This is a genomic window from Streptomyces sp. NPDC015345 (genome assembly GCF_043078805.1).
GTDB lineage: Bacteria > Actinomycetota > Actinomycetes > Streptomycetales > Streptomycetaceae > Streptomyces.
This window is the reverse complement of record NZ_JBIBTX010000004.1, coordinates 396,883-413,241: the sequence shown is the minus strand read 5'-3', so window position 1 is coordinate 413,241 and position 16,359 is coordinate 396,883. Positions and strand designations below refer to the sequence as shown.

The following is a 16,359-nucleotide window of genomic DNA, read 5'->3' as shown; positions in this document are numbered from 1 at the left end:
GTGATCGTCGCCAGAGTCCGTCGGGGCCGTCAGAAGAGGAAGTACCGCTGGGCGAGCGGCAGTTCAGCGGCGGGTGACGGTTCGACCAGTTCACCGTCGATGGTGACGGCGAAGCTGTCGGGGGCGACCTCCACGCGGGGCAGCGCGTCGTTCTCGCGCATGTCCGCCTTGGAGCGGCCGCGCGTGGAGCGGATGGCCAGGAACTGCTTGTCCAGGCCGAGGCGCTCCACGAGCCCGTCGTCCAGCGCCGACTGGGTCACGAAGTTGACCGAGTTCAGCCCCGGAGCCTTGCCGTGCGCCCCGTACATGCGGCGCGGCAGGACCGGCTGCGGGGTCGGGATGGAGGCGTTGGCGTCGCCCATCTGCGCGTAGGCGATCTGTCCGCCCTTGAGGACGGTCTGGGGCTTGACGCCGAAGAACGCCGGGTCCCACAGCACGAGGTCGGCGAGTTTGCCGGACTCGACCGAGCCGAGCTCGTGGTCGATGCCCTGTGCGACGGCCGGGTTGATCGTGTACTTGGCGACATAGCGACGCGCACGGCGGTTGTCGGCGCGGGTGTCCCCCGGCAGGAAGCCGCGGCGCCGCTTCATCACGTGCGCGGTCTGCCAGGTGCGCATGATGACCTCGCCGATGCGTCCCATGGCCTGCGAGTCCGAGGACATGATCGAGATGGCGCCGAGGTCGTGGAGGATGTCCTCCGCGCCGATCGTCGTGGGCCGGATACGTGACTCGGCGAAGGCCAGGTCCTCGGGGACGGCCGGGTTGAGGTGGTGACAGACCATCAGCATGTCGAGGTGTTCCTCGACGGTGTTGACGGTGTGCGGCCGGGTCGGGTTCGTGGAGCTCGGCAGCATGTTCGGCAGCGACACCGCGGTGATCATGTCCGGGGCGTGCCCGCCGCCCGCGCCCTCGACGTGGAAGGCGTGCAGGGTGCGCCCGGCGACGGCGTCGAACGTGGCGTCGACGAAGCCCGCTTCGTTGAGGGTGTCGGAGTGGACGGCGAGTTGGGCGCCGGTCTCCTCGCACACGTTCAGACAGGCGTCGATGGTGGCGGGCGTCGCACCCCAGTCCTCGTGGATCTTGAAGCTGACGGCGCCGGCGCGGAGCTGGGCGTGCATCGACTCGGCGGAGACGGTGTTGCCCTTGCCGAGAAAGCCGATGTTGACGGGGCTCGACTCCATGGCCGCGAACATCCGCGCCAGATGCCAGGCACCCGGAGTGATCGTGGTCGCCTTGCTGCCCTCGGCGGGGCCCGTGCCGCCGCCGAAGAGGGTGGTGACACCGGAGGCGAGCGCCTCGTCGACGATGGTCGGCGAGATGAAGTGGATGTGGGTGTCGATGCCGCCCGCGGTGAGGATCTTGCCGTTGCCCGCGATGACCTCGGTCTCCGGGCCGATGACGAGATCGGGGTGGACCCCGTCCATGGTGTCCGGGTTGCCGGACTTGCCGATGCCGGTGATGCGGCCGTCGCGGATGCCCACGTCGGCCTTGACGATCCCCCAGTGGTCGATGATCACCGCGCCCGTGATGACGGTGTCGGGGGCTCCTTCGGCGCGTGTGGTGCGGGACTGGCCCATCGACTCGCGGATGACCTTGCCCCCGCCGAACACCGACTCGTCGCCGGAGCGGCCGGGACCGCCGGAGCGGTCCTCCTCGATCTCGATCAGGAGATCGGTGTCGGCGAGCCGGATCCGGTCACCGGTCGTGGGGCCGAACAGGTCGGCGTACGCGGCACGGGACAGCTCAGGCATCGAGGGCACCTCCGGTCTCACCGCGCAGGCCGGGCACGATGCGCCTGCCGGCCAGCGGGACGAGTTCGACGTCGACGGGGATTCCGGGCTCGAAGCGCACGGCGGTTCCGGCGGCGATGTTGAGCCGCTTTCCGTGCGCGGCGCCGCGGTCGAAGTCCAGGCCCGGGTTGGCCTCGGCGAAGTGGTAGTGGGAGCCGACCTGGACGGGACGGTCGGCGGCGTTGAGTACGGTGAGGCGGGTGACCTCGCGGCCCTCGTTGAAGGGAACGGGCTCGTCGGCGAAGAGGATCTCCCCGGGGACGGGCCCCTGACCTGTGCCGTGCGTGGCGGCATGCATGAGGCGCGCGACTCCCGTCAGACGATCGGGTCGTGGACGGTGACGAGCTTCGTGCCGTCAGGGAAGGTGGCCTCGACCTGGACGTCGTGGATCATCTCCGGGATGCCCGCCATGACGTCGTCCCGGGTGAGCACCTTCCGCCCCGACGACATCAGCTCGGCGACGGTGCGGCCGTCCCGGGCGCCTTCCAGGATGTGGGAGGTGATGAGGGCGATCGCCTCGGGGTGGTTGAGCAGCAGTCCCCGCGCCCTTCGCTTCTCGGCCACGTCCGCGGCCACATGGATGAGCAGTCTCTCCTGCTCGTGCGGGGTCAGTTGCACGCGTCCCACCTCACAGTCCTCGCTCCGAACCGTGCGGGGTCCGGCTGCCGCGGCCACCGCGACGGATATAGATGTAACACACAGCGAGTACGCATGATCTTGCGCACCCCCGGTTACGAAAACCCCTGGTGGCGTGGCACGGGAGGGTAGTTGGGAGGAGTTTCAACGAGGTTAACCAGCCGTTGACCGGCCCATGACCGTCAGCTGGGCTCCGTCATACCCAGCAATGCCCCGAGGCCCTCCCGCAGCGCCTCGACGCGCACCTCTTCGAAGAGGGCGTACTGCGCGGCGAATCCCTGCACCACGGCGATCATCGTGCGGGCGACGTGGTCGGCGGGTACGTCCGCGCGCATCATGCCCGCCTCCTGGTAGGCCTCGACGACCTTCACCCAGGCGGCGCGCACATCCGCATAGATCCGGGCCATGAGGGCCGCCAGCTCGTCGTTGCGGAGCGTCTCCGTCCAGACCTGGACCATCAGCCGGGGGAAGTACGAGGTCCCCTCCACCCGCATACCGGGCCTCAGGTCGAGGACCTGCGCGACCACGCGGCCCAGCAGGACGTCCGGCGGAGGCGGCGGACTCTGCCGGGCGACGACGTCGAAGATGCCTTTGATGTCCGTGAGCACCTCGGAGACGATCGCGGTGATCAGCTCGTCCTTGCCGGCGAAGTAGCGGTAGACGGCGCCCGCCGAGAGGCCCACTTCCTTCAGGACGTCCTGCATCGACGTGGCGTGGAAGCCGTTGCGCGCGAAGCAGAGTGCGGCGCCGTCGAGAATCTGCCGCCGTCGGGCGTCGAGGTGTTCCTGGGATACGCGAGCCATGCGCCCAACGTAAAACGAACATTCCTTCTTGACAACCGAACCGCATCGGCGGGACAGTGACCTCAAAGTAAAACGAACGATCCTTCTCTTTGAAACCCCGGCTACGCATCCCTGGTTTCGCAGCCCCGTTTTTGAATCCCGGACCTTGAAAACCTGGAGGCAGTCCCATGCCCACGCCACCGCCACCCGACAGCCGCTCCGGGCAAGGACCGCGCATCGCGATGGTGGCCGCCCTGGTTCCCGTACTCGTCGCGCTCGCGCTCTGGGCCTTCGCCTGGCCCGCCGCACGTACCGCCCCACGTGACCTGCCGCTCGGCGTCGCCGGGCCGGCCGCCGCGGCGGAGCCGGTCGCACAACGGCTCGAGCGGCGCGAGGGCGCGTTCGAGGTGCATCGTTACGCGGATGAGGCCGCCGCCCGGTCCGCGATCGAGGGACGGACCGTGTACGGCGCGGTCGTCGCCACGCCCAAGGGCCCCAAGCTGCTGACCGCGACGGCCGCGAGCCCGGTCGTCGCCCAGCTCCTGGAGCAGGCGGTGCGGGAACAGGCACCCGAGGGCACGCGGGTGCCGACCGTCGACGTGGTGCCCGCCCCCGCGGCCGATCCGAGGGGCTCGGCTCTCGGGTCGAGCGTGCTGCCGCTGGTGATCGCCGGGGTCGCCGCCGGCGCGCTCGTCACACTGGGCGGACTGCGCGGGCTCCGCGCGGCGGGGGCACTGGTCCTGGCCGCCGGGCTCGTCGGCGTCGTCGCGGCCACGCTCACCCACAGCTGGCTGGGTATTCTCACCGGCAACTGGTGGGCGGAAGCAGGGGTGTTGGGGCTCTCCACGCTCGCGGTGAGCGCCACGGTCGCCGGGATCGGAGCGCTGCTCGGCCCGGCGGGCATCGGGGTCGGCGCCCTGCTGATGGTGCTCCTCGGCAATCCTTTCTCCGGCGTGACCTCCGCACCACGGCTGCTGCCCGAACCGATCGGCGTCATCGGGCAGTTGCTGCCGCCCGGGGCCGGGGGCACCCTGCTGCGCTCGGTGTCCTTCTTCGACGGCGCCCAGGCCGCCGCACCGGCCTTGACCCTCGGCGTCTGGACCGCGCTCGGCCTCACCGGCGTCCTGCTCGGCGCGCGGCGCGGGCGGCGCGCACCGGCCTCGGATGAACCCTCGGCCGTACGGGATGCCGCACCGGTGGGCTGAGCCGGCACTGGACCGCGTCTGCCCCAACGGCGGTGCGGTTACGTCACGTTGGGCCCTCGGTGCTCCGCCGCGATGCCGAACCGCCGGTGCTCCGACCCCGCACCGGCGGGCGGCGCGGAACCGATCGAGGTCACGGTGCTGACCGTCCGCTCCTCCGGGGCCTCCGCGGCTTCGGCGAGCGCTTCGAGGCGCTCCAGATCAGCGGCGGAGACCAGCGCCACGAGCGGCTTGCCGTGGCGCGTGACGACGACCCGCTCGCCGCCGTAGACGACGCGGTTGATCAGCTCGGCGAGCTCTGCCCGGGCTTGCGTCACCGGAATCTCGTAGGCCATGCCGTCCAGCTTAGTAGCTGCTCCGCAGGGCGAGCCGTAGAGTGCAGCCGCCCGGGCGCATCGCCGCGGAACTGTTCGCGCCCTCTTCCTGCCGGGCAGAATCGGTGCATGTCTGGTGCCGGAACAGAGCTGCCGGCGGTCTGGCGACTGCCCTTCGCGTTGGCGTGGGAGGCGTTCGGGGCGGGCAGTCGGCCGATCGGAGCGGCGTTGCTCGACGCTGATGGCGCGGTGGTGGCCTGCGGGCGCAACCGCGGCCAGGAGGCAGCCGCCCCGCCCGGGCAGCTCGCCGGGGCGGCCATCGCGCACGCGGAGATCAACGTACTGGCGCAGCTGCCGTCCCGGCGCCGGTATGAGGACCACCGCCTCTTCACCACCCTGGAGCCGTGCCTGCTCTGTAGCGGCGCCCTCCTCCACGCCCGTGTCGGCACGGTCGTCTACGCCGCCGCGGACCCCATGTGGCGCGGAATCGAGCGGGTCCCCTCCGTGGGCGGCGCCATCGCGGAGCGCTGGGTGCGCAGGGAAGGGCCTGTCCAGGGACCTCTGGCTGTGTTCGGCGCGACGCTCCCGTACCTCTGGACGCTCCGCCACGCGCCGGAGACGCCGGAGTCAGGCGAACAGCCGCGCCGCGACGGTCCGCTGGGATTGGCGCGGCGCTGCCTGGATACGCCCGGCTTCACCGAAGCCGAGACGGTGGAGGCCGCCTATCGGCTCGCCCTGCCACGGATCGCGGAGGCCGGGCCTTGACGCCGGGGCCCGGCACGGCCGGTACCGCGCACCCCGCTCCTCAGGCGTCGAAGCGCAGGCGCGACGCCTCGATGTGACCGAGGTGGCGGTGGGTCCACTCGCACATGCCGTCGACCGTGGCGCGCAGGCCCCGGCCGGCCTCGGTGAGGGTGTACTCGACGCGCGGCGGCACGGTGGGGTGCACCTTCCGCTCGACCAGGCCGTTGCGCTCCAGCATGCGCAGGTTCTGCGTGAGCATCTTGTGGCTGATGCCCTCGACCCCGTCCCGCAGCGCGCTGAAGCGCAGGGTCTCGTCACCGAGCGTCTCGATGATCAGGAGCGCCCACTTGTTGGCGACGTCCGAGAAGATCTCCCGGGCCAGCGAGTCCGCGCGCCGCAGGTCCGCGTCCTCGGGCAGGCCTTGGAGCAGTTGTTTGGTCACCATCAGGTTCCCCAGTCACCGAAAAGTGCGTTCTTCCAGGTCAGGAGCCACTCTCCTACAGTTCCCGAGTAACCACAAGAGAGCACCTCGGGAGGGCGAACACCGTGACAAGCCTCGACGTCTTCAACCACGACATTCCGGCCGAGAGCGACTTCGGATACGCACAGGCGATCAGGTCCGGCGAACTGATCCACGTCTCCGGACAGCTCGCGTTCGACGAGACGGGCACCTTCGTGCACGCGGGCGATTTCGGCGCCCAGCTCCAGCAGACCTACACCAACCTGGACAGGGTCCTCGACCACTACGGCGCCACCCGTAACCAGGTGGTCTCACAGAACTTGTACGTGGTGAACCTACGGCAGAACGCCGCGGCGACGGCGGAGGGCAACCTGGCGTACTTCGGCGACCACCGCCCCACCGCCACGGTCCTCGGCGTCACCGAACTGACCCTTCCCGGTCAGGTCGTCGAGATCAGCTTCGTCGTCGACAGAAGGCTGCCTTGCTGAGCGCCCCCCAAAGAAACGTACGTCCTGTACATTTTTTACGGAGAGCTGGACCCTCCGTCGCCCCCTAGCAAGAGAGGCCTGCCATGCGCCGTCCGTCAGCCCGTCATGTCCTGCCCGAGTTCACCGAGCGCACCAGTTCGGGGGCGCGGACCATGGATCCGTACTCGCGACTTCTGGAAGAGCGGATCGTCTTTCTCGGCACCCCCGTCGACGACACGTCGGCGAACGACGTGATGGCGCAGTTCACGCACCTCGAGTACGCGGCGCCCGACCGCGACATCTCGCTGTACATCAACTCCCCCGGCGGCTCGTTCAGCGCGATGACCGCCATCTACGACACGATGCGGTTCGTCAGCTGTGACGTGGAGACGGTCTGCCTCGGGCAGGCCGCCTCGGCCGCCGCCGTCCTGCTGGCGGCCGGCACACCCGGCAAGCGGCACGCGCTGCCGGGGGCGCGGATACTGATCCACCAGCCCTCCTTCTCCGAGCCGATCCAGGGGCAGGCCAGTGATCTGGCGATCCAGGCCGACGAGATCCTGCGGACCCGGCGGCTCCTCGAAGAACTCCTCGCGCGGCACACGGGACAGAGCCCGGAGCGGATCGCCGCGGACATCGAGCGGGACAAGATCCTCGACGCCCCGGCCGCCGTGGAGTACGGGCTCGTGGACCGGATCGTCCAGAGCCGCAAGACCTCGCTCGGCGCGCGCGGGACGAGGTGACCCGCGGATGCTGCCGCCCGAGCTGCCGCCGCTGCCCGCGCTGACCCGCGCCGAGGCCGAGTTGATCGACCGTTACCTCGAAGTCGTCGATCTGGTCGGCCGGATCAACCCCGCCCGCGCCGAGCACACCTACGGCGGACTGCGTGCCGCCCAGGCCCTGGTCGGCCGGGCGACGGCCCTGCGGGACGCACTGGCCCTCATGCACCGGCGCGGCGAGAGCGAGGTGCACGCCGCCACGCTCGCCCAGGCCCTGCGCGTCCTCGACGGCGAGCGGCGGACCGGACGGGTGGGCGTGCCGCCATCGGCAAGCCAGTGAGCCGGTGAGTCCCTCAGCGGCCGCTGAAGGACGCGCTCCGCTCACCGGAACGTCTGGATCCGCTGTGCGAGCGACCAGATGGGCTACCTCAGTTGGCGTAGCAGGGGCTCCTTAATCACGCGTTCGAGAGTTGCACCGGATACGTACGGCGAAGGCGGAATGAGACGTTCCGGTGCTGGTCGAGCCATCGTCAGACGGGCCATTGGGAGTCGAATTCGGCAGCGTCCACCCGAACAGGTCAGTCGTGAGGAGCCTCACAAAACGTCGTTTCGACTCGGTTTTCGAGTGGTTTTCGGGTCAAGATCCCTTCCGACGACAAGACCCCGCCACAGCGGCGGGGCGATCCGGGCGGACGCCGAGTCCTGCCGCCGCCCGGTTGACCGGTCGACATCGGTGCACCGGCAGGAGTGGAGGACCCGAGCAAGGCGGGCCCGTCCGGGAAGTCCGGACGACGCCCTTGGGGTGAAGCCGCAGAGCATGACGCGGCCGGGCATCTTCGCCTGCCCGAACCCGACAGGTCATCCTTCACAGGCGGCTGACGAAGGGTTACGCATGACCGCGCTGAATCACGTTCCGTCGCTGCTCGGCAGGACCGGGGCCGTCTCGGCCCTCACCCTCGCCGTTGTGGGCGGCACCGTCGTGGCCCCCGGGCTCACATCGGAAGCCGAGGCAGCCACCCACGGAACGAAAGCGCTCAAGATCGCGGCGTCCAAGAAGGGCTCTCCCTACAGCTACGGAGCGGTTGGGCCCAACCGCTTCGACTGCTCGGGCCTGACGCTGTACTCGTTCAAGCGCACGGGCAAGAAGCTGCCGCGCACCGCCGCCGCGCAGTACAACAAGACGCGGCACATCTCGAAGTCCCAGCGGACCCGAGGCGACCTGGTGTTCTTCCACTCGGGCCGGAACGTCTACCACGTCGGGATCTACGCGGGTAACGGCCGCATCTGGCACGCACCGAAGAGGGGGACCGTGGTACGCCTGGACAAGATCTGGACCAAGAGCGTCTGGTACGGCCGGGTCCGCTGACCCGCCCGTCACGCCCGGCCGGACGCGGGGGTCCGTGGACCCGCACGCCGCGTCCGGCCGGAGCCGGGCCGCGCGGCGGGTGCGCGGCGTCAGCGGTGCCCCTGCTGGACCGGCGCTGTCCAGGGCAGTGCGATCCATACAGTTTTGCCGCCCTCCGCCGTGGGGCTGACGGATAGCTTGCCGCCGCATTCGGCGGTCAGCCAGCGGATGATGACCATGCCGCGGCCGTTGTCCTGCTGGACGGCGGCCGGCAGCCGCCTCGGATAGCGCGGGTGACTGTCGGTGACGCCGATCCGCAGCTGCTCGTCCCGGTCGAGCTCGACGTCCACCGTGAAGGTGGGCGACTGCCCTCTGGTGTGCTGCACGGCGTTGGTGGCGAGTTCGGAGACGATGAGTCTGATCGTGTCCGCCACCTCGGCCTCGCCCGGCAGGCCCCATTCCGTGAGTACGTTCGCCACGTACGCGCGGGCGGCCGAGACCGAGGCGGGATCGCTCGGCAGAGTGACGGATGCTTCCTGGTGATCTGCCATGGCGACGCTGTCCCTTTCCCACCGGGGTCGGTCTCCGACTCGGAGCGGATGACTCGAGGACGGCCCCGGACTGGTGCTTCGCGCCAGCGTCCCATTCCTTCGCCGGTCACGGGTGGCGATCCACCGAGATGTGCATATATCTGTCGCTCGAAGCGGTGAACTCTGCCAGGACCGACCGTATTTGGGCGCGGGGACGCCACTTCCTCTACTGTCGCCTCTGTCCCCCCGCTCTGCCGCCGGGATGCCCGACGGCTCGGTCCGGAAGGAGACGGACATGCAGTACGGCCCCGCGGTGCGCCGCCGCCGGCTCGGCGCCGAACTGCGCGCGCTGCGCGGCCTCGCGGGACTCACCAGCAGCCAGGCCGCCGCGAAGGTCGGCTGGCACCAGTCGAAGGTGAGCCGGATCGAGACGGGCCGCAGCGGTGTGAAGGCCACGGATGTGCGCCTCCTGCTCGACGCGTACGAGGTGAAGGATGCCCACCTCAGCGAGTTGCTCGTGGCCCTGGCGGGCGCCGACGACACCGGTGCCTCGGGGCGTCACCACTGGTGGAAGGCGTACCGCGACCTGCTGCCCGCCGCCTATCGCGACTTCATCAGCCTGGAGTCGCAGGCGAGTTGGGTACGCACCCTGGAGACCTCGGTGGTTCCGGGGCTGCTCCAGACCCCCGATTACGCGCGCGCCGTCACGCGGGCCGCGCTCGGCGGGCTGCCCGACGAGCAGGTGGACGCGCTGGTGGAGGTGCGTCTGGCCCGTCAGGACGTGCTGCGCGCGGAGCCTCCGGTGCGGCTGAGCGTGGTCCTGGACGAGGCGGTTTTGCGCCGTTCCGTGGGCGGACCGCAGGTCTTCGCACATCAGCTCGCACGGTTACAGGAGGTGGCGCAGTTGCCACAGGTGCGACTTCAGGTGCTGCCGTTCTCCTCCGGAGAGCATGTGGGCCTCATCGGGCCTTTCGTTATTTTCTCATTTCCGAACATTGCTGATCTGGATGTGGTTGTTCTCGACCACTTGACGAGTAGCCTCTATCTCGAACGGAAAGAAGACCTCCAGGCATACGTGGAGGCCTTCAACTCCCTTCAGGAACAGGCGCTTTCACCCGAGGACTCAGAGGATTTCATCGCCGGGCTAAGCGACGGCGCGTAAGGAGGCACCATGACCGCACTGCCTCGGTACGTACCTTCAAGCACCACCCTTCAGGGTGCGCGGTGGCAGCGCAGCAGCCGCAGCAACGGAATGAACAACTGTGTCGAGACGGCCACGCTCGACACGCTCCACTCCGGCACGGCGGCCCGCCTGCTGGCCGTGCGCGACTCGAAGAACACCGCGGGGCCCGCCCTGCTCTTCTCCCCCGGCCCCTGGGAGACGTTCGTCGACAGCCTCCGCTGACGGCGGTCAGCGGGGTGCGGTGCGGCTGATCACTCGTACGGCATCGGCGATCTGTTCGTCGGTGAGATCCGCGCGGGCGGTCAGCCGCAGCCTCGAAATACCGTCCGGTACCGACGGCGGGCGGAAGCAGCCGACCGCCAGACCCGCCGCCCGGCACTCGGCGGCCCAGCGCACAGCCGATTCCGGTGCCGGGGCGCGCACGGAGACGACGGCGGCGTCGGGACGTACCGCCGACAGGCCCTCGGCCGTGAGGCGCCGGTGCAGTTCGGCGGCGACCTGGCGGGCCCTTGCGGCCCGTTCGGGCTCGCGGCGCAGCAGCCGCAGGGCCGCGAGCGCGGCGCCCGCCGCGGCGGGCGCGAGCCCCGTGTCGAAGATGAAGGTACGCGCCGCGTTCACCAGGTGGTCGATGACCTTGGCGGGTCCGAGCACGGCGCCGCCCTGGCTGCCGAAGGACTTCGAGAGGGTGAGTGTGACCACCGTGTCGGCGGCCCCCGCGAGGCCCGCGGCGTGCGGTGCGCCCCGGCCGCCGTCACCGAGGACGCCGAGGCCGTGCGCGTCGTCGACGATCAGACCCGCACCGAACTCCCGGCATACGTCCGCCAGTTCGACGAGCGGCGCGGCGTCGCCGTCCACCGAGAACACCGAGTCGGACACCATGACGGCGGGGCCGTCGTGGGCGTCCAGCGTCTTGCGCACCGCCTCGGGGTCGCTGTGCGGCACCACCTGGGTGGCGGCGCGCGCGAGCCGGCAGCCGTCGATCAGCGACGCGTGGTTGCCCGCGTCGGAGACGATCAGCGAGCCGTGCGGGGCGAGCGCGGTGACCGCCGCGAGGTTCGCCGCGTAGCCGGAGGAGAAGACGAGCGCCGCCTCGAAGCCGCAGAAATCGGCGAGCTCCCGCTCCAGTTCGGCGTGGAGTTCCGTGGAGCCGGTGACGAGCCGGGAGCCGGTGGCGCCGCCGCCCCACCGCCGGGCCGCCGCGGCGGCGCCCTCGGTGACCTCCGGGTGCCGGGTCAGCCCCAGGTAGTCGTTGCTCGCCAGGTCGAGGAGGCCGCCCGCGTCGGCGGCGCGCGGGCGCAGGGTGCGGACGAGGCCGGCGTCGGCGCGCAGCCCGGCCTGCTCGTCGAGCCAGTCGAACGGCGCGCGCGTCGCACCCGTCACGGGGTGGCTGTTTGTAGACATTGCACAGACCCTAGCCGTCCTGCCACCTGGCCAGTATGTGGCAATACCCACACCTCAAACCGCTTCTGTTGTGCGAACTCTCCTTGGCCGGGGAGACTGCCGTGCGTAAGGATCAGCGCCATGGATCTCCTGAACACGCTGGTGGACAAGGGGCTTCGGCGCGAGCTGCCGAGCCGTGAAGAGGCGCTGGCCGTGCTGGCCACGTCCGACGACGATCTCCTGGACGTAGTGGCCGCCGCCGGGAAGGTGCGGCGGCAGTGGTTCGGGCGGCGGGTGAAACTCAACTATCTGGTCAACCTCAAGTCGGGGCTGTGCCCGGAGGACTGCTCGTACTGCTCTCAGCGGCTCGGCTCGAAGGCCGAGATCCTCAAGTACACGTGGCTGAAGCCCGACGAGGCCTCGCAGGCCGCTGCGGCCGGTGTCGCGGGCGGCGCCAAGCGGGTCTGCCTGGTGGCCAGCGGCCGCGGGCCGACCGACCGTGACGTGGACCGGGTGGCGCAGACCATCGCGGCGGTCAAGGAGCAGAACGAGGGCGTCGAGGTGTGCGCCTGCCTCGGGCTGCTCTCGGACGGCCAGGCGGAGCGGCTGCGGGGCGCGGGCGCGGACGCGTACAACCACAACCTCAACACCTCCGAGGCGACGTACGCCGACATCACCAAGACGCACACCTACGCCGACCGCGTGGACACGGTGCGGAAGGCACACGCGGCGGGGCTCTCCGCCTGTTCGGGGCTGATCGCGGGCATGGGTGAGAGCGACGAGGACCTGGTCGACGTGGTCTTCTCGCTGCGCGAGCTGGACCCGGACTCGGTGCCGGTGAACTTCCTGATCCCCTTCGAGGGCACCCCGCTGGCCAAGGAGTGGAACCTCACCCCGCAGCGCTGCCTGCGGATCCTCGCGATGGTCCGCTTCGTCTGCCCCGACGTCGAGGTGCGCATCGCGGGCGGTCGCGAGGTCCATCTGCGTTCGATGCAGCCGCTCGCCCTGAACCTCGCCAACTCGATCTTCCTCGGCGACTACCTCACCAGTGAGGGACAGGCGGGCAAGGCGGACCTGGAGATGATCGCGGACGCCGGCTTCGAGGTCGAGGGCACGGACCAGGTGACGCTGCCGGAGCACCGGGTGGACGCGGAGTCCGCCGCGGGCTGCGGGTCGCACGAGGGAGGCGGCTGCGGCCCCTGCGGGGCGGACGAGCCCCCGGCGGAACCCAACGAGGCACGGACGGACCTGGTGGCGGTACGCCGCCGGGGCGCGGGAACGGACCTCGCCCCCAATGCCTGAGCTTCCCCTGGGTGACCTCCTCGAACTGGATCGTCGCCATGTGTGGCACCCCTACGGCCCGATGCCGGGGCGCCAGGAGCCGCTGGTCGTCGAGTCGGCGACCGGGGTGCGGCTGCGTCTGGCGGGCGGCTCGACCGAGCTGATCGACGGCATGTCGTCGTGGTGGTCGGCCATCCACGGCTACAACCATCCGGTGCTGAACGAAGCGGTGCGCGGTCAGCTCGACCGGATGAGCCACGTCATGTTCGGCGGGCTCACGCACGAGCCCGCCGTGGCACTGGCGAAGCGTCTTGTCGACATGTCTCCCGAGGGTCTTGAGCATGTCTTCCTCACCGACTCGGGCTCGGTCTCGGTCGAGGTCGCGGTGAAGATGTGCCTCCAGCACTGGCGTTCGCTCGGCCGCCCCGAGAAGCGGCGAATGCTGACGTGGCGCGGCGGCTACCACGGCGACACCTGGCAGCCGATGTCCGTGTGCGATCCCGAGGGCGGCATGCACGAGCTGTGGCAGGGGGTCCTGCCACAGCAGGTGTTCGCGGACGCGCCGCCGGACGCGTACGAGGAGACGTACGCGGATCATCTGCGTGAGCTGATCGAGCGGCACGCGGGTGAACTGGCCGCGGTGATCGTGGAGCCGGTGGTGCAGGGCGCCGGCGGGATGCGGTTCCACTCCCCCGCCTATCTGCGTGTGCTCCGCGAGGCGTGCGACGCGCACGACGTGCTCCTGGTGTTCGACGAGATCGCGACGGGCTTCGGCCGTACGGGCGCGCTGTTCGCGGCGGACCACGCGGGCGTCACGCCCGATGTGATGTGCGTCGGCAAGGCGCTGACCGGCGGCTATCTGACGCTGGCGGCGACGCTGTGTACGCCGCGGGTCGCGGACGGCATCTCTCGGGGTGAGGTCCCGGTCCTCGCCCACGGGCCTACGTTCATGGGCAACCCGCTGGCCGCGGCGGTGGCGGGCGCCTCGATCGACCTGCTGCTCGGGCAGGACTGGCAGACCGAGGTCAAGCGCATCGAGACGGGTCTGCGCGCGGGCCTCGCGGAGGCGGCGGCCCTGCCGTCCGTACGGGATGTCCGCGTCCTCGGGGCGATCGGCGTGGTCCAGCTGGACCACCCGGTGGACATGGCCGCGGCGACGCGGGCGGCGGTGCGTGAGGGGGTCTGGCTGCGGCCGTTCCGGGATCTGATCTACACGATGCCACCGTTCATCACGGGTGACGACGACGTGGCGCGGATCGCGCGCGCGGTGTCCGCGGCGGCGAGGGAGGGCTGACATGACGGTGATCGTGGTGTCCGGGACGGGCACGGAGATCGGCAAGACGGTGACGACGGCCGCGGTGGCCGCGGTGGCCCTGGCGGGCGGGCGCAGCGTCGCTGTGCTCAAGCCGGCGCAGACCGGAGTCGCGCCCGGTGAGCCGGGGGACGCGCAGGAGGTGCGGCGACTCGCGGGCGAGGGTGTCACCGCGCTCGAACTCGCCCGCTTCCCGGAGCCGCTGGCGCCGGACACCGCGGCGCGGCGGGCCGGGATGACGCCGGTACACCCCTCCGCCGTGGCGGACGCCGCCGCGAAGCTGGCCACGGAGCACGACCTGGTCCTGGTCGAGGGGGCGGGCGGGCTGCTCGTCCGCTTCGACGAGGAGGGCGGCACGCTCGCCGACGCGGCGCGGCTCCTGGACGCGCCCGTCCTGCTGGTCGCCTCGGCGGGCCTCGGCACGCTGAACACGACGGCGCTGTCGGCGGAGGCGCTGCGGGCGCGCGGCGTGCGGCAGCTGGGTGTCGCCATCGGCAGCTGGCCCACCGCTCCCGACCTGGCTTCGCGCTGCAACCTGGCGGACCTTCCGAAGGCGGCGGAGGCGGACCTCCTGGGCGCGGTCCCGGAGGGCGCCGGCGCTCTCGGGAGCTCCGCGTTCCGCGCGGCGGCCGGGGGCTGGTTGGGTGCGGCGCTGGGCGGAACGTGGGATGCGGAGGTGTTCACGCGGCGGGAGGGGCCGGGGGTGTTCGGGGCCTGAGTTGCGGCGGGGCCTCGGGGGGCGGAGGGGGGCGTCGGGGTCCTGGTGCGGCGTCAGGCGCCAGAGACGTGGGCGTTCCGAGGCACGGCGTCAGGCACCGGACGGTCGGGCACAGCGGGAGACACCGACAGCGTTGAGGCGCCGAAGCGCAGCGGTAGACACCGGAAGCGTTGAGTTCCCGAGGCGCCGCGGAAAGCCCCTGGCCCGCTATCGGCCCGTGGCTCCGTGCGGCGGCCCGAGGCACGGCGGTGCGCGGGTCCGGCCGCCTCGTGCCGTCCCCGCCGGAAGGTTCCGAGCCCACCGGGAGACTCGGGGCCGCGGTCGGAGGGGAATGCCCCCCACCGGGGCACCATTGCGGTATCCGCTCACCTCTCCGAGGAGGGACCCGTGCCCCGACCGTCACACCTGCCGAAGTCCCGCGACGCCGTGCACCACCCCGTCTTCGCCCGCTTCTACGCGCGCCAGAGCGTGGCCGCCGAGCCCGTCATCTCCGGCCACCGCAAGGAACTCCTCGCCGGGCTCTCCGGCCGGGTGATCGAGGTCGGCGCGGGCAACGGGCTGAACTTCGCGCACTACCCGGGCGCGGTCAGTGAAGTCGTGGCGATCGAACCGGAGAGCCTGCTGCGGAAGTTGGCCCTGTCCGCCGCCCTGCGCGCGGAGGTCCCCGTCGACGTGGTGCCGGGCACGGCCGAGGCCCTGCCCGTCAAGAGCGAGGCGTTCGACGCGGCCGTCGCCTCGCTCGTCCTGTGCAGCGTGCGCGACGTGCCACGGGCGCTGCGTGAGCTGCGCCGGGTCCTGCGACCCGGGGGCGAGCTCCGCTTCTTCGAGCACGGCCGGGCCCCGGGCCCGCTGATGTCCGCCACTCAGCGCGTACTGGACCGCACGGTGTGGCCGCCGCTGTTCGGCGGCTGCCACGTCGCGCGGGACACACTGGGCGCACTGCGCGAGGCGGGCTTCGAACTCGGCGCGCACCGCCGGGTCCTGGTGCCCGCGAAGGGACCGCGCCTGCCCACCTCGTACTGCGTGATCGGTACGGCACGCCGCCCGGACGCCCCGTGACGCCCGGGAGGCGTGGGTCTGCGGTCAGATCGCCTGGGTCAGGTTGACGGCATTGCCGTCAGGGTCGCTGATGTGGGCGACGCGCTGCCCCCACGGCATGTCGTTCGGCTCGCCCAGCACCGTCCCGCCCAGCGACTCCACGCGCCCCAGCACGTCGTCGACGGCGTCCACCGCCACGCTCAGCAGCACCCGCCCGGGCGGGCCCGTCTCGATCGCGGTGTTCGCGGCGATGCCGAACCCCCCGTCGCCGATCCGCAGTTCCACGAAGAAGACCGCGCCGTCCTGTGGGTACCGCTCTGTCACTTCGGCTCCGAGCAGATCGCCGTAGAAGGCCTGGAGGCGGTCGACGTCGGGAGTGATGACGATCGGCTGGACGGCGGTGGGCATGGGATCTCCTCCGGTTGCCGGTAGCGGGGCGGGTCCGGGCTGCGGCACGCGCC

At 71.1% G+C, this 16,359-nt stretch carries 21 protein-coding genes and 1 riboswitch; of the genes, 12 read left to right on the top strand and 9 right to left on the bottom strand.

Translation table 11 applies throughout. From position 1 onward, the window contains the following. Positions 1-29: 29 nt before the first annotated feature. From ACF062_RS19055 to ACF062_RS19040, 4 genes are all read right to left on the bottom strand, one after another. On the bottom strand, positions 30-1,751 hold the full coding sequence (locus tag ACF062_RS19055; RefSeq protein ID WP_392139528.1) for an urease subunit alpha: 1,722 nt from the start codon (positions 1,749-1,751) through the stop codon (positions 30-32). Beyond that, complete coding sequence (locus ACF062_RS19050) at positions 1,744-2,088, bottom strand: urease subunit beta (protein ID WP_392139526.1); 345 nt, start codon at positions 2,086-2,088, stop codon at positions 1,744-1,746. The genes ACF062_RS19055 and ACF062_RS19050 overlap by 8 nt, the downstream gene beginning before the upstream one ends. Positions 2,089-2,105: 17 nt before the next feature. After that, positions 2,106-2,408: an urease subunit gamma gene (locus tag ACF062_RS19045; protein WP_223772826.1), complete on the bottom strand. Its 303-nt coding sequence runs from the start codon at positions 2,406-2,408 to the stop codon at positions 2,106-2,108. A 200-nt stretch (positions 2,409-2,608) separates the two neighbouring features. Further along, complete coding sequence (locus tag ACF062_RS19040) at positions 2,609-3,229, bottom strand: TetR/AcrR family transcriptional regulator (protein ID WP_392139524.1); 621 nt, start codon at positions 3,227-3,229, stop codon at positions 2,609-2,611. A 167-nt stretch (positions 3,230-3,396) separates the two neighbouring features. Between ACF062_RS19040 and ACF062_RS19035 the strand changes: the two genes are divergently transcribed. Beyond that, a complete protein-coding gene (locus tag ACF062_RS19035) occupies positions 3,397-4,413 on the top strand; it encodes an ABC transporter permease (RefSeq protein WP_392139522.1) in 1,017 nt (338 codons plus the stop codon). A 38-nt stretch (positions 4,414-4,451) separates the two neighbouring features. On the opposite strand, the gene ACF062_RS19030 is transcribed toward ACF062_RS19035, so the two are convergent. Then, positions 4,452-4,745: a type II toxin-antitoxin system Phd/YefM family antitoxin gene (locus ACF062_RS19030; RefSeq protein WP_392139520.1), complete on the bottom strand. Its 294-nt coding sequence runs from the start codon at positions 4,743-4,745 to the stop codon at positions 4,452-4,454. A gap of 108 nt (positions 4,746-4,853) precedes the next feature. Here ACF062_RS19030 and ACF062_RS19025 point away from each other — a divergent pair, with 108 nt between their 5' ends. After that, the gene (locus ACF062_RS19025; protein ID WP_392139518.1) at positions 4,854-5,489 is read left to right on the top strand and encodes a nucleoside deaminase; all 636 of its coding nucleotides are present in this window, start codon (positions 4,854-4,856) and stop codon (positions 5,487-5,489) included. Between the two features lie 40 nt (positions 5,490-5,529). Here ACF062_RS19025 and ACF062_RS19020 read toward each other — a convergent pair whose 3' ends face one another. Next, a complete protein-coding gene (locus ACF062_RS19020) occupies positions 5,530-5,913 on the bottom strand; it encodes a helix-turn-helix domain-containing protein (RefSeq protein WP_223772831.1) in 384 nt (127 codons plus the stop codon). Between the two features lie 101 nt (positions 5,914-6,014). Here ACF062_RS19020 and ACF062_RS19015 point away from each other — a divergent pair, with 101 nt between their 5' ends. From ACF062_RS19015 to ACF062_RS19000, 4 genes are all read left to right on the top strand, one after another. Beyond that, complete coding sequence (locus ACF062_RS19015) at positions 6,015-6,416, top strand: RidA family protein (protein WP_392139516.1); 402 nt, start codon at positions 6,015-6,017, stop codon at positions 6,414-6,416. Positions 6,417-6,499: 83 nt separating this feature from the next. Next, entirely contained in the window at positions 6,500-7,135 is a 636-nt protein-coding gene (locus ACF062_RS19010) for an ATP-dependent Clp protease proteolytic subunit (protein WP_392139514.1), read from the top strand. Between the two features lie 7 nt (positions 7,136-7,142). Next, positions 7,143-7,451 (top strand): hypothetical protein, encoded by a 309-nt coding sequence (locus tag ACF062_RS19005; protein WP_392139512.1) that lies wholly within the window; start codon positions 7,143-7,145, stop codon positions 7,449-7,451. Between the two features lie 372 nt (positions 7,452-7,823). Further along, a riboswitch (cyclic di-AMP (ydaO/yuaA leader) is annotated at positions 7,824-8,000 on the top strand. A 3-nt stretch (positions 8,001-8,003) separates the two neighbouring features. Continuing rightward, positions 8,004-8,477 carry a C40 family peptidase gene (locus ACF062_RS19000; protein WP_223772835.1) on the top strand — a complete coding sequence of 158 codons (474 nt, stop codon included), beginning with the start codon at positions 8,004-8,006 and terminating at the stop codon, positions 8,475-8,477. 89 nt (positions 8,478-8,566) lie between these two features. Here the strand turns inward: ACF062_RS19000 and ACF062_RS18995 are convergent, their stop codons facing one another. Continuing rightward, positions 8,567-9,007: an ATP-binding protein gene (locus ACF062_RS18995; protein ID WP_320592217.1), complete on the bottom strand. Its 441-nt coding sequence runs from the start codon at positions 9,005-9,007 to the stop codon at positions 8,567-8,569. Positions 9,008-9,281: 274 nt separating this feature from the next. Between ACF062_RS18995 and ACF062_RS18990 the strand changes: the two genes are divergently transcribed. Continuing rightward, positions 9,282-10,148: a helix-turn-helix domain-containing protein gene (locus ACF062_RS18990; RefSeq protein ID WP_392139509.1), complete on the top strand. Its 867-nt coding sequence runs from the start codon at positions 9,282-9,284 to the stop codon at positions 10,146-10,148. A 9-nt stretch (positions 10,149-10,157) separates the two neighbouring features. Beyond that, positions 10,158-10,391 (top strand): DUF397 domain-containing protein, encoded by a 234-nt coding sequence (locus tag ACF062_RS18985; protein ID WP_392139507.1) that lies wholly within the window; start codon positions 10,158-10,160, stop codon positions 10,389-10,391. Between the two features lie 6 nt (positions 10,392-10,397). Here ACF062_RS18985 and ACF062_RS18980 read toward each other — a convergent pair whose 3' ends face one another. Next, positions 10,398-11,570, bottom strand: coding sequence for an 8-amino-7-oxononanoate synthase (locus ACF062_RS18980; RefSeq protein WP_392139506.1), 1,173 nt, complete (start codon positions 11,568-11,570; stop codon positions 10,398-10,400). Positions 11,571-11,690: 120 nt separating this feature from the next. On the opposite strand from ACF062_RS18980, the gene bioB reads away from it, so the two are divergent. The 4 genes from bioB (at position 11,691) to ACF062_RS18960 (ending at position 15,919) form a co-directional block, all read left to right on the top strand. Continuing rightward, positions 11,691-12,851 carry a biotin synthase BioB gene (gene bioB / locus ACF062_RS18975; RefSeq protein WP_392139504.1) on the top strand — a complete coding sequence of 387 codons (1,161 nt, stop codon included), beginning with the start codon at positions 11,691-11,693 and terminating at the stop codon, positions 12,849-12,851. Further along, positions 12,844-14,124: an adenosylmethionine--8-amino-7-oxononanoate transaminase gene (locus ACF062_RS18970; protein ID WP_392139502.1), complete on the top strand. Its 1,281-nt coding sequence runs from the start codon at positions 12,844-12,846 to the stop codon at positions 14,122-14,124. Before bioB ends, ACF062_RS18970 begins: the two co-directional genes overlap by 8 nt. 1 nt (position 14,125) lies before the next feature. Continuing rightward, a complete protein-coding gene (gene bioD / locus ACF062_RS18965; RefSeq protein ID WP_392139500.1) occupies positions 14,126-14,860 on the top strand; it encodes a dethiobiotin synthase in 735 nt (244 codons plus the stop codon). A 387-nt stretch (positions 14,861-15,247) separates the two neighbouring features. After that, positions 15,248-15,919, top strand: a complete 672-nt coding sequence (locus tag ACF062_RS18960; protein ID WP_392139498.1) for a class I SAM-dependent methyltransferase — start codon at positions 15,248-15,250, stop codon at positions 15,917-15,919. Positions 15,920-15,943: 24 nt separating this feature from the next. Here the strand turns inward: ACF062_RS18960 and ACF062_RS18955 are convergent, their stop codons facing one another. Further along, positions 15,944-16,306 carry a VOC family protein gene (locus tag ACF062_RS18955; RefSeq protein ID WP_392139496.1) on the bottom strand — a complete coding sequence of 121 codons (363 nt, stop codon included), beginning with the start codon at positions 16,304-16,306 and terminating at the stop codon, positions 15,944-15,946. Between the last annotated feature and the right edge of the window lie 53 nt (positions 16,307-16,359).

Coding starts and splice junctions, on each gene's coding strand:
- ACF062_RS19000 (WP_223772835.1), top strand. CDS start 8,004: ATGACCGCGCTGAATCACGTTCCGTCGCTGCTCGGCAGGACCGGGGCC.
- bioD (WP_392139500.1), top strand. CDS start 14,126: ATGACGGTGATCGTGGTGTCCGGGACGGGCACGGAGATCGGCAAGACG.
- ACF062_RS19030 (WP_392139520.1), bottom strand. CDS start 4,745: ATGGCCTACGAGATTCCGGTGACGCAAGCCCGGGCAGAGCTCGCCGAG.
- ACF062_RS18995 (WP_320592217.1), bottom strand. CDS start 9,007: ATGGCAGATCACCAGGAAGCATCCGTCACTCTGCCGAGCGATCCCGCC.
- ACF062_RS18980 (WP_392139506.1), bottom strand. CDS start 11,570: ATGTCTACAAACAGCCACCCCGTGACGGGTGCGACGCGCGCGCCGTTC.
- ACF062_RS18955 (WP_392139496.1), bottom strand. CDS start 16,306: ATGCCCACCGCCGTCCAGCCGATCGTCATCACTCCCGACGTCGACCGC.
- ACF062_RS19005 (WP_392139512.1), top strand. CDS start 7,143: ATGCTGCCGCCCGAGCTGCCGCCGCTGCCCGCGCTGACCCGCGCCGAG.
- ACF062_RS19050 (WP_392139526.1), bottom strand. CDS start 2,088: ATGCATGCCGCCACGCACGGCACAGGTCAGGGGCCCGTCCCCGGGGAG.
- ACF062_RS19035 (WP_392139522.1), top strand. CDS start 3,397: ATGCCCACGCCACCGCCACCCGACAGCCGCTCCGGGCAAGGACCGCGC.
- ACF062_RS19020 (WP_223772831.1), bottom strand. CDS start 5,913: ATGGTGACCAAACAACTGCTCCAAGGCCTGCCCGAGGACGCGGACCTG.
- ACF062_RS19040 (WP_392139524.1), bottom strand. CDS start 3,229: ATGGCTCGCGTATCCCAGGAACACCTCGACGCCCGACGGCGGCAGATT.
- ACF062_RS19055 (WP_392139528.1), bottom strand. CDS start 1,751: ATGCCTGAGCTGTCCCGTGCCGCGTACGCCGACCTGTTCGGCCCCACG.
- ACF062_RS18985 (WP_392139507.1), top strand. CDS start 10,158: ATGACCGCACTGCCTCGGTACGTACCTTCAAGCACCACCCTTCAGGGT.
- bioB (WP_392139504.1), top strand. CDS start 11,691: ATGGATCTCCTGAACACGCTGGTGGACAAGGGGCTTCGGCGCGAGCTG.
- ACF062_RS18990 (WP_392139509.1), top strand. CDS start 9,282: ATGCAGTACGGCCCCGCGGTGCGCCGCCGCCGGCTCGGCGCCGAACTG.
- ACF062_RS19025 (WP_392139518.1), top strand. CDS start 4,854: ATGTCTGGTGCCGGAACAGAGCTGCCGGCGGTCTGGCGACTGCCCTTC.
- ACF062_RS19010 (WP_392139514.1), top strand. CDS start 6,500: ATGCGCCGTCCGTCAGCCCGTCATGTCCTGCCCGAGTTCACCGAGCGC.
- ACF062_RS18970 (WP_392139502.1), top strand. CDS start 12,844: ATGCCTGAGCTTCCCCTGGGTGACCTCCTCGAACTGGATCGTCGCCAT.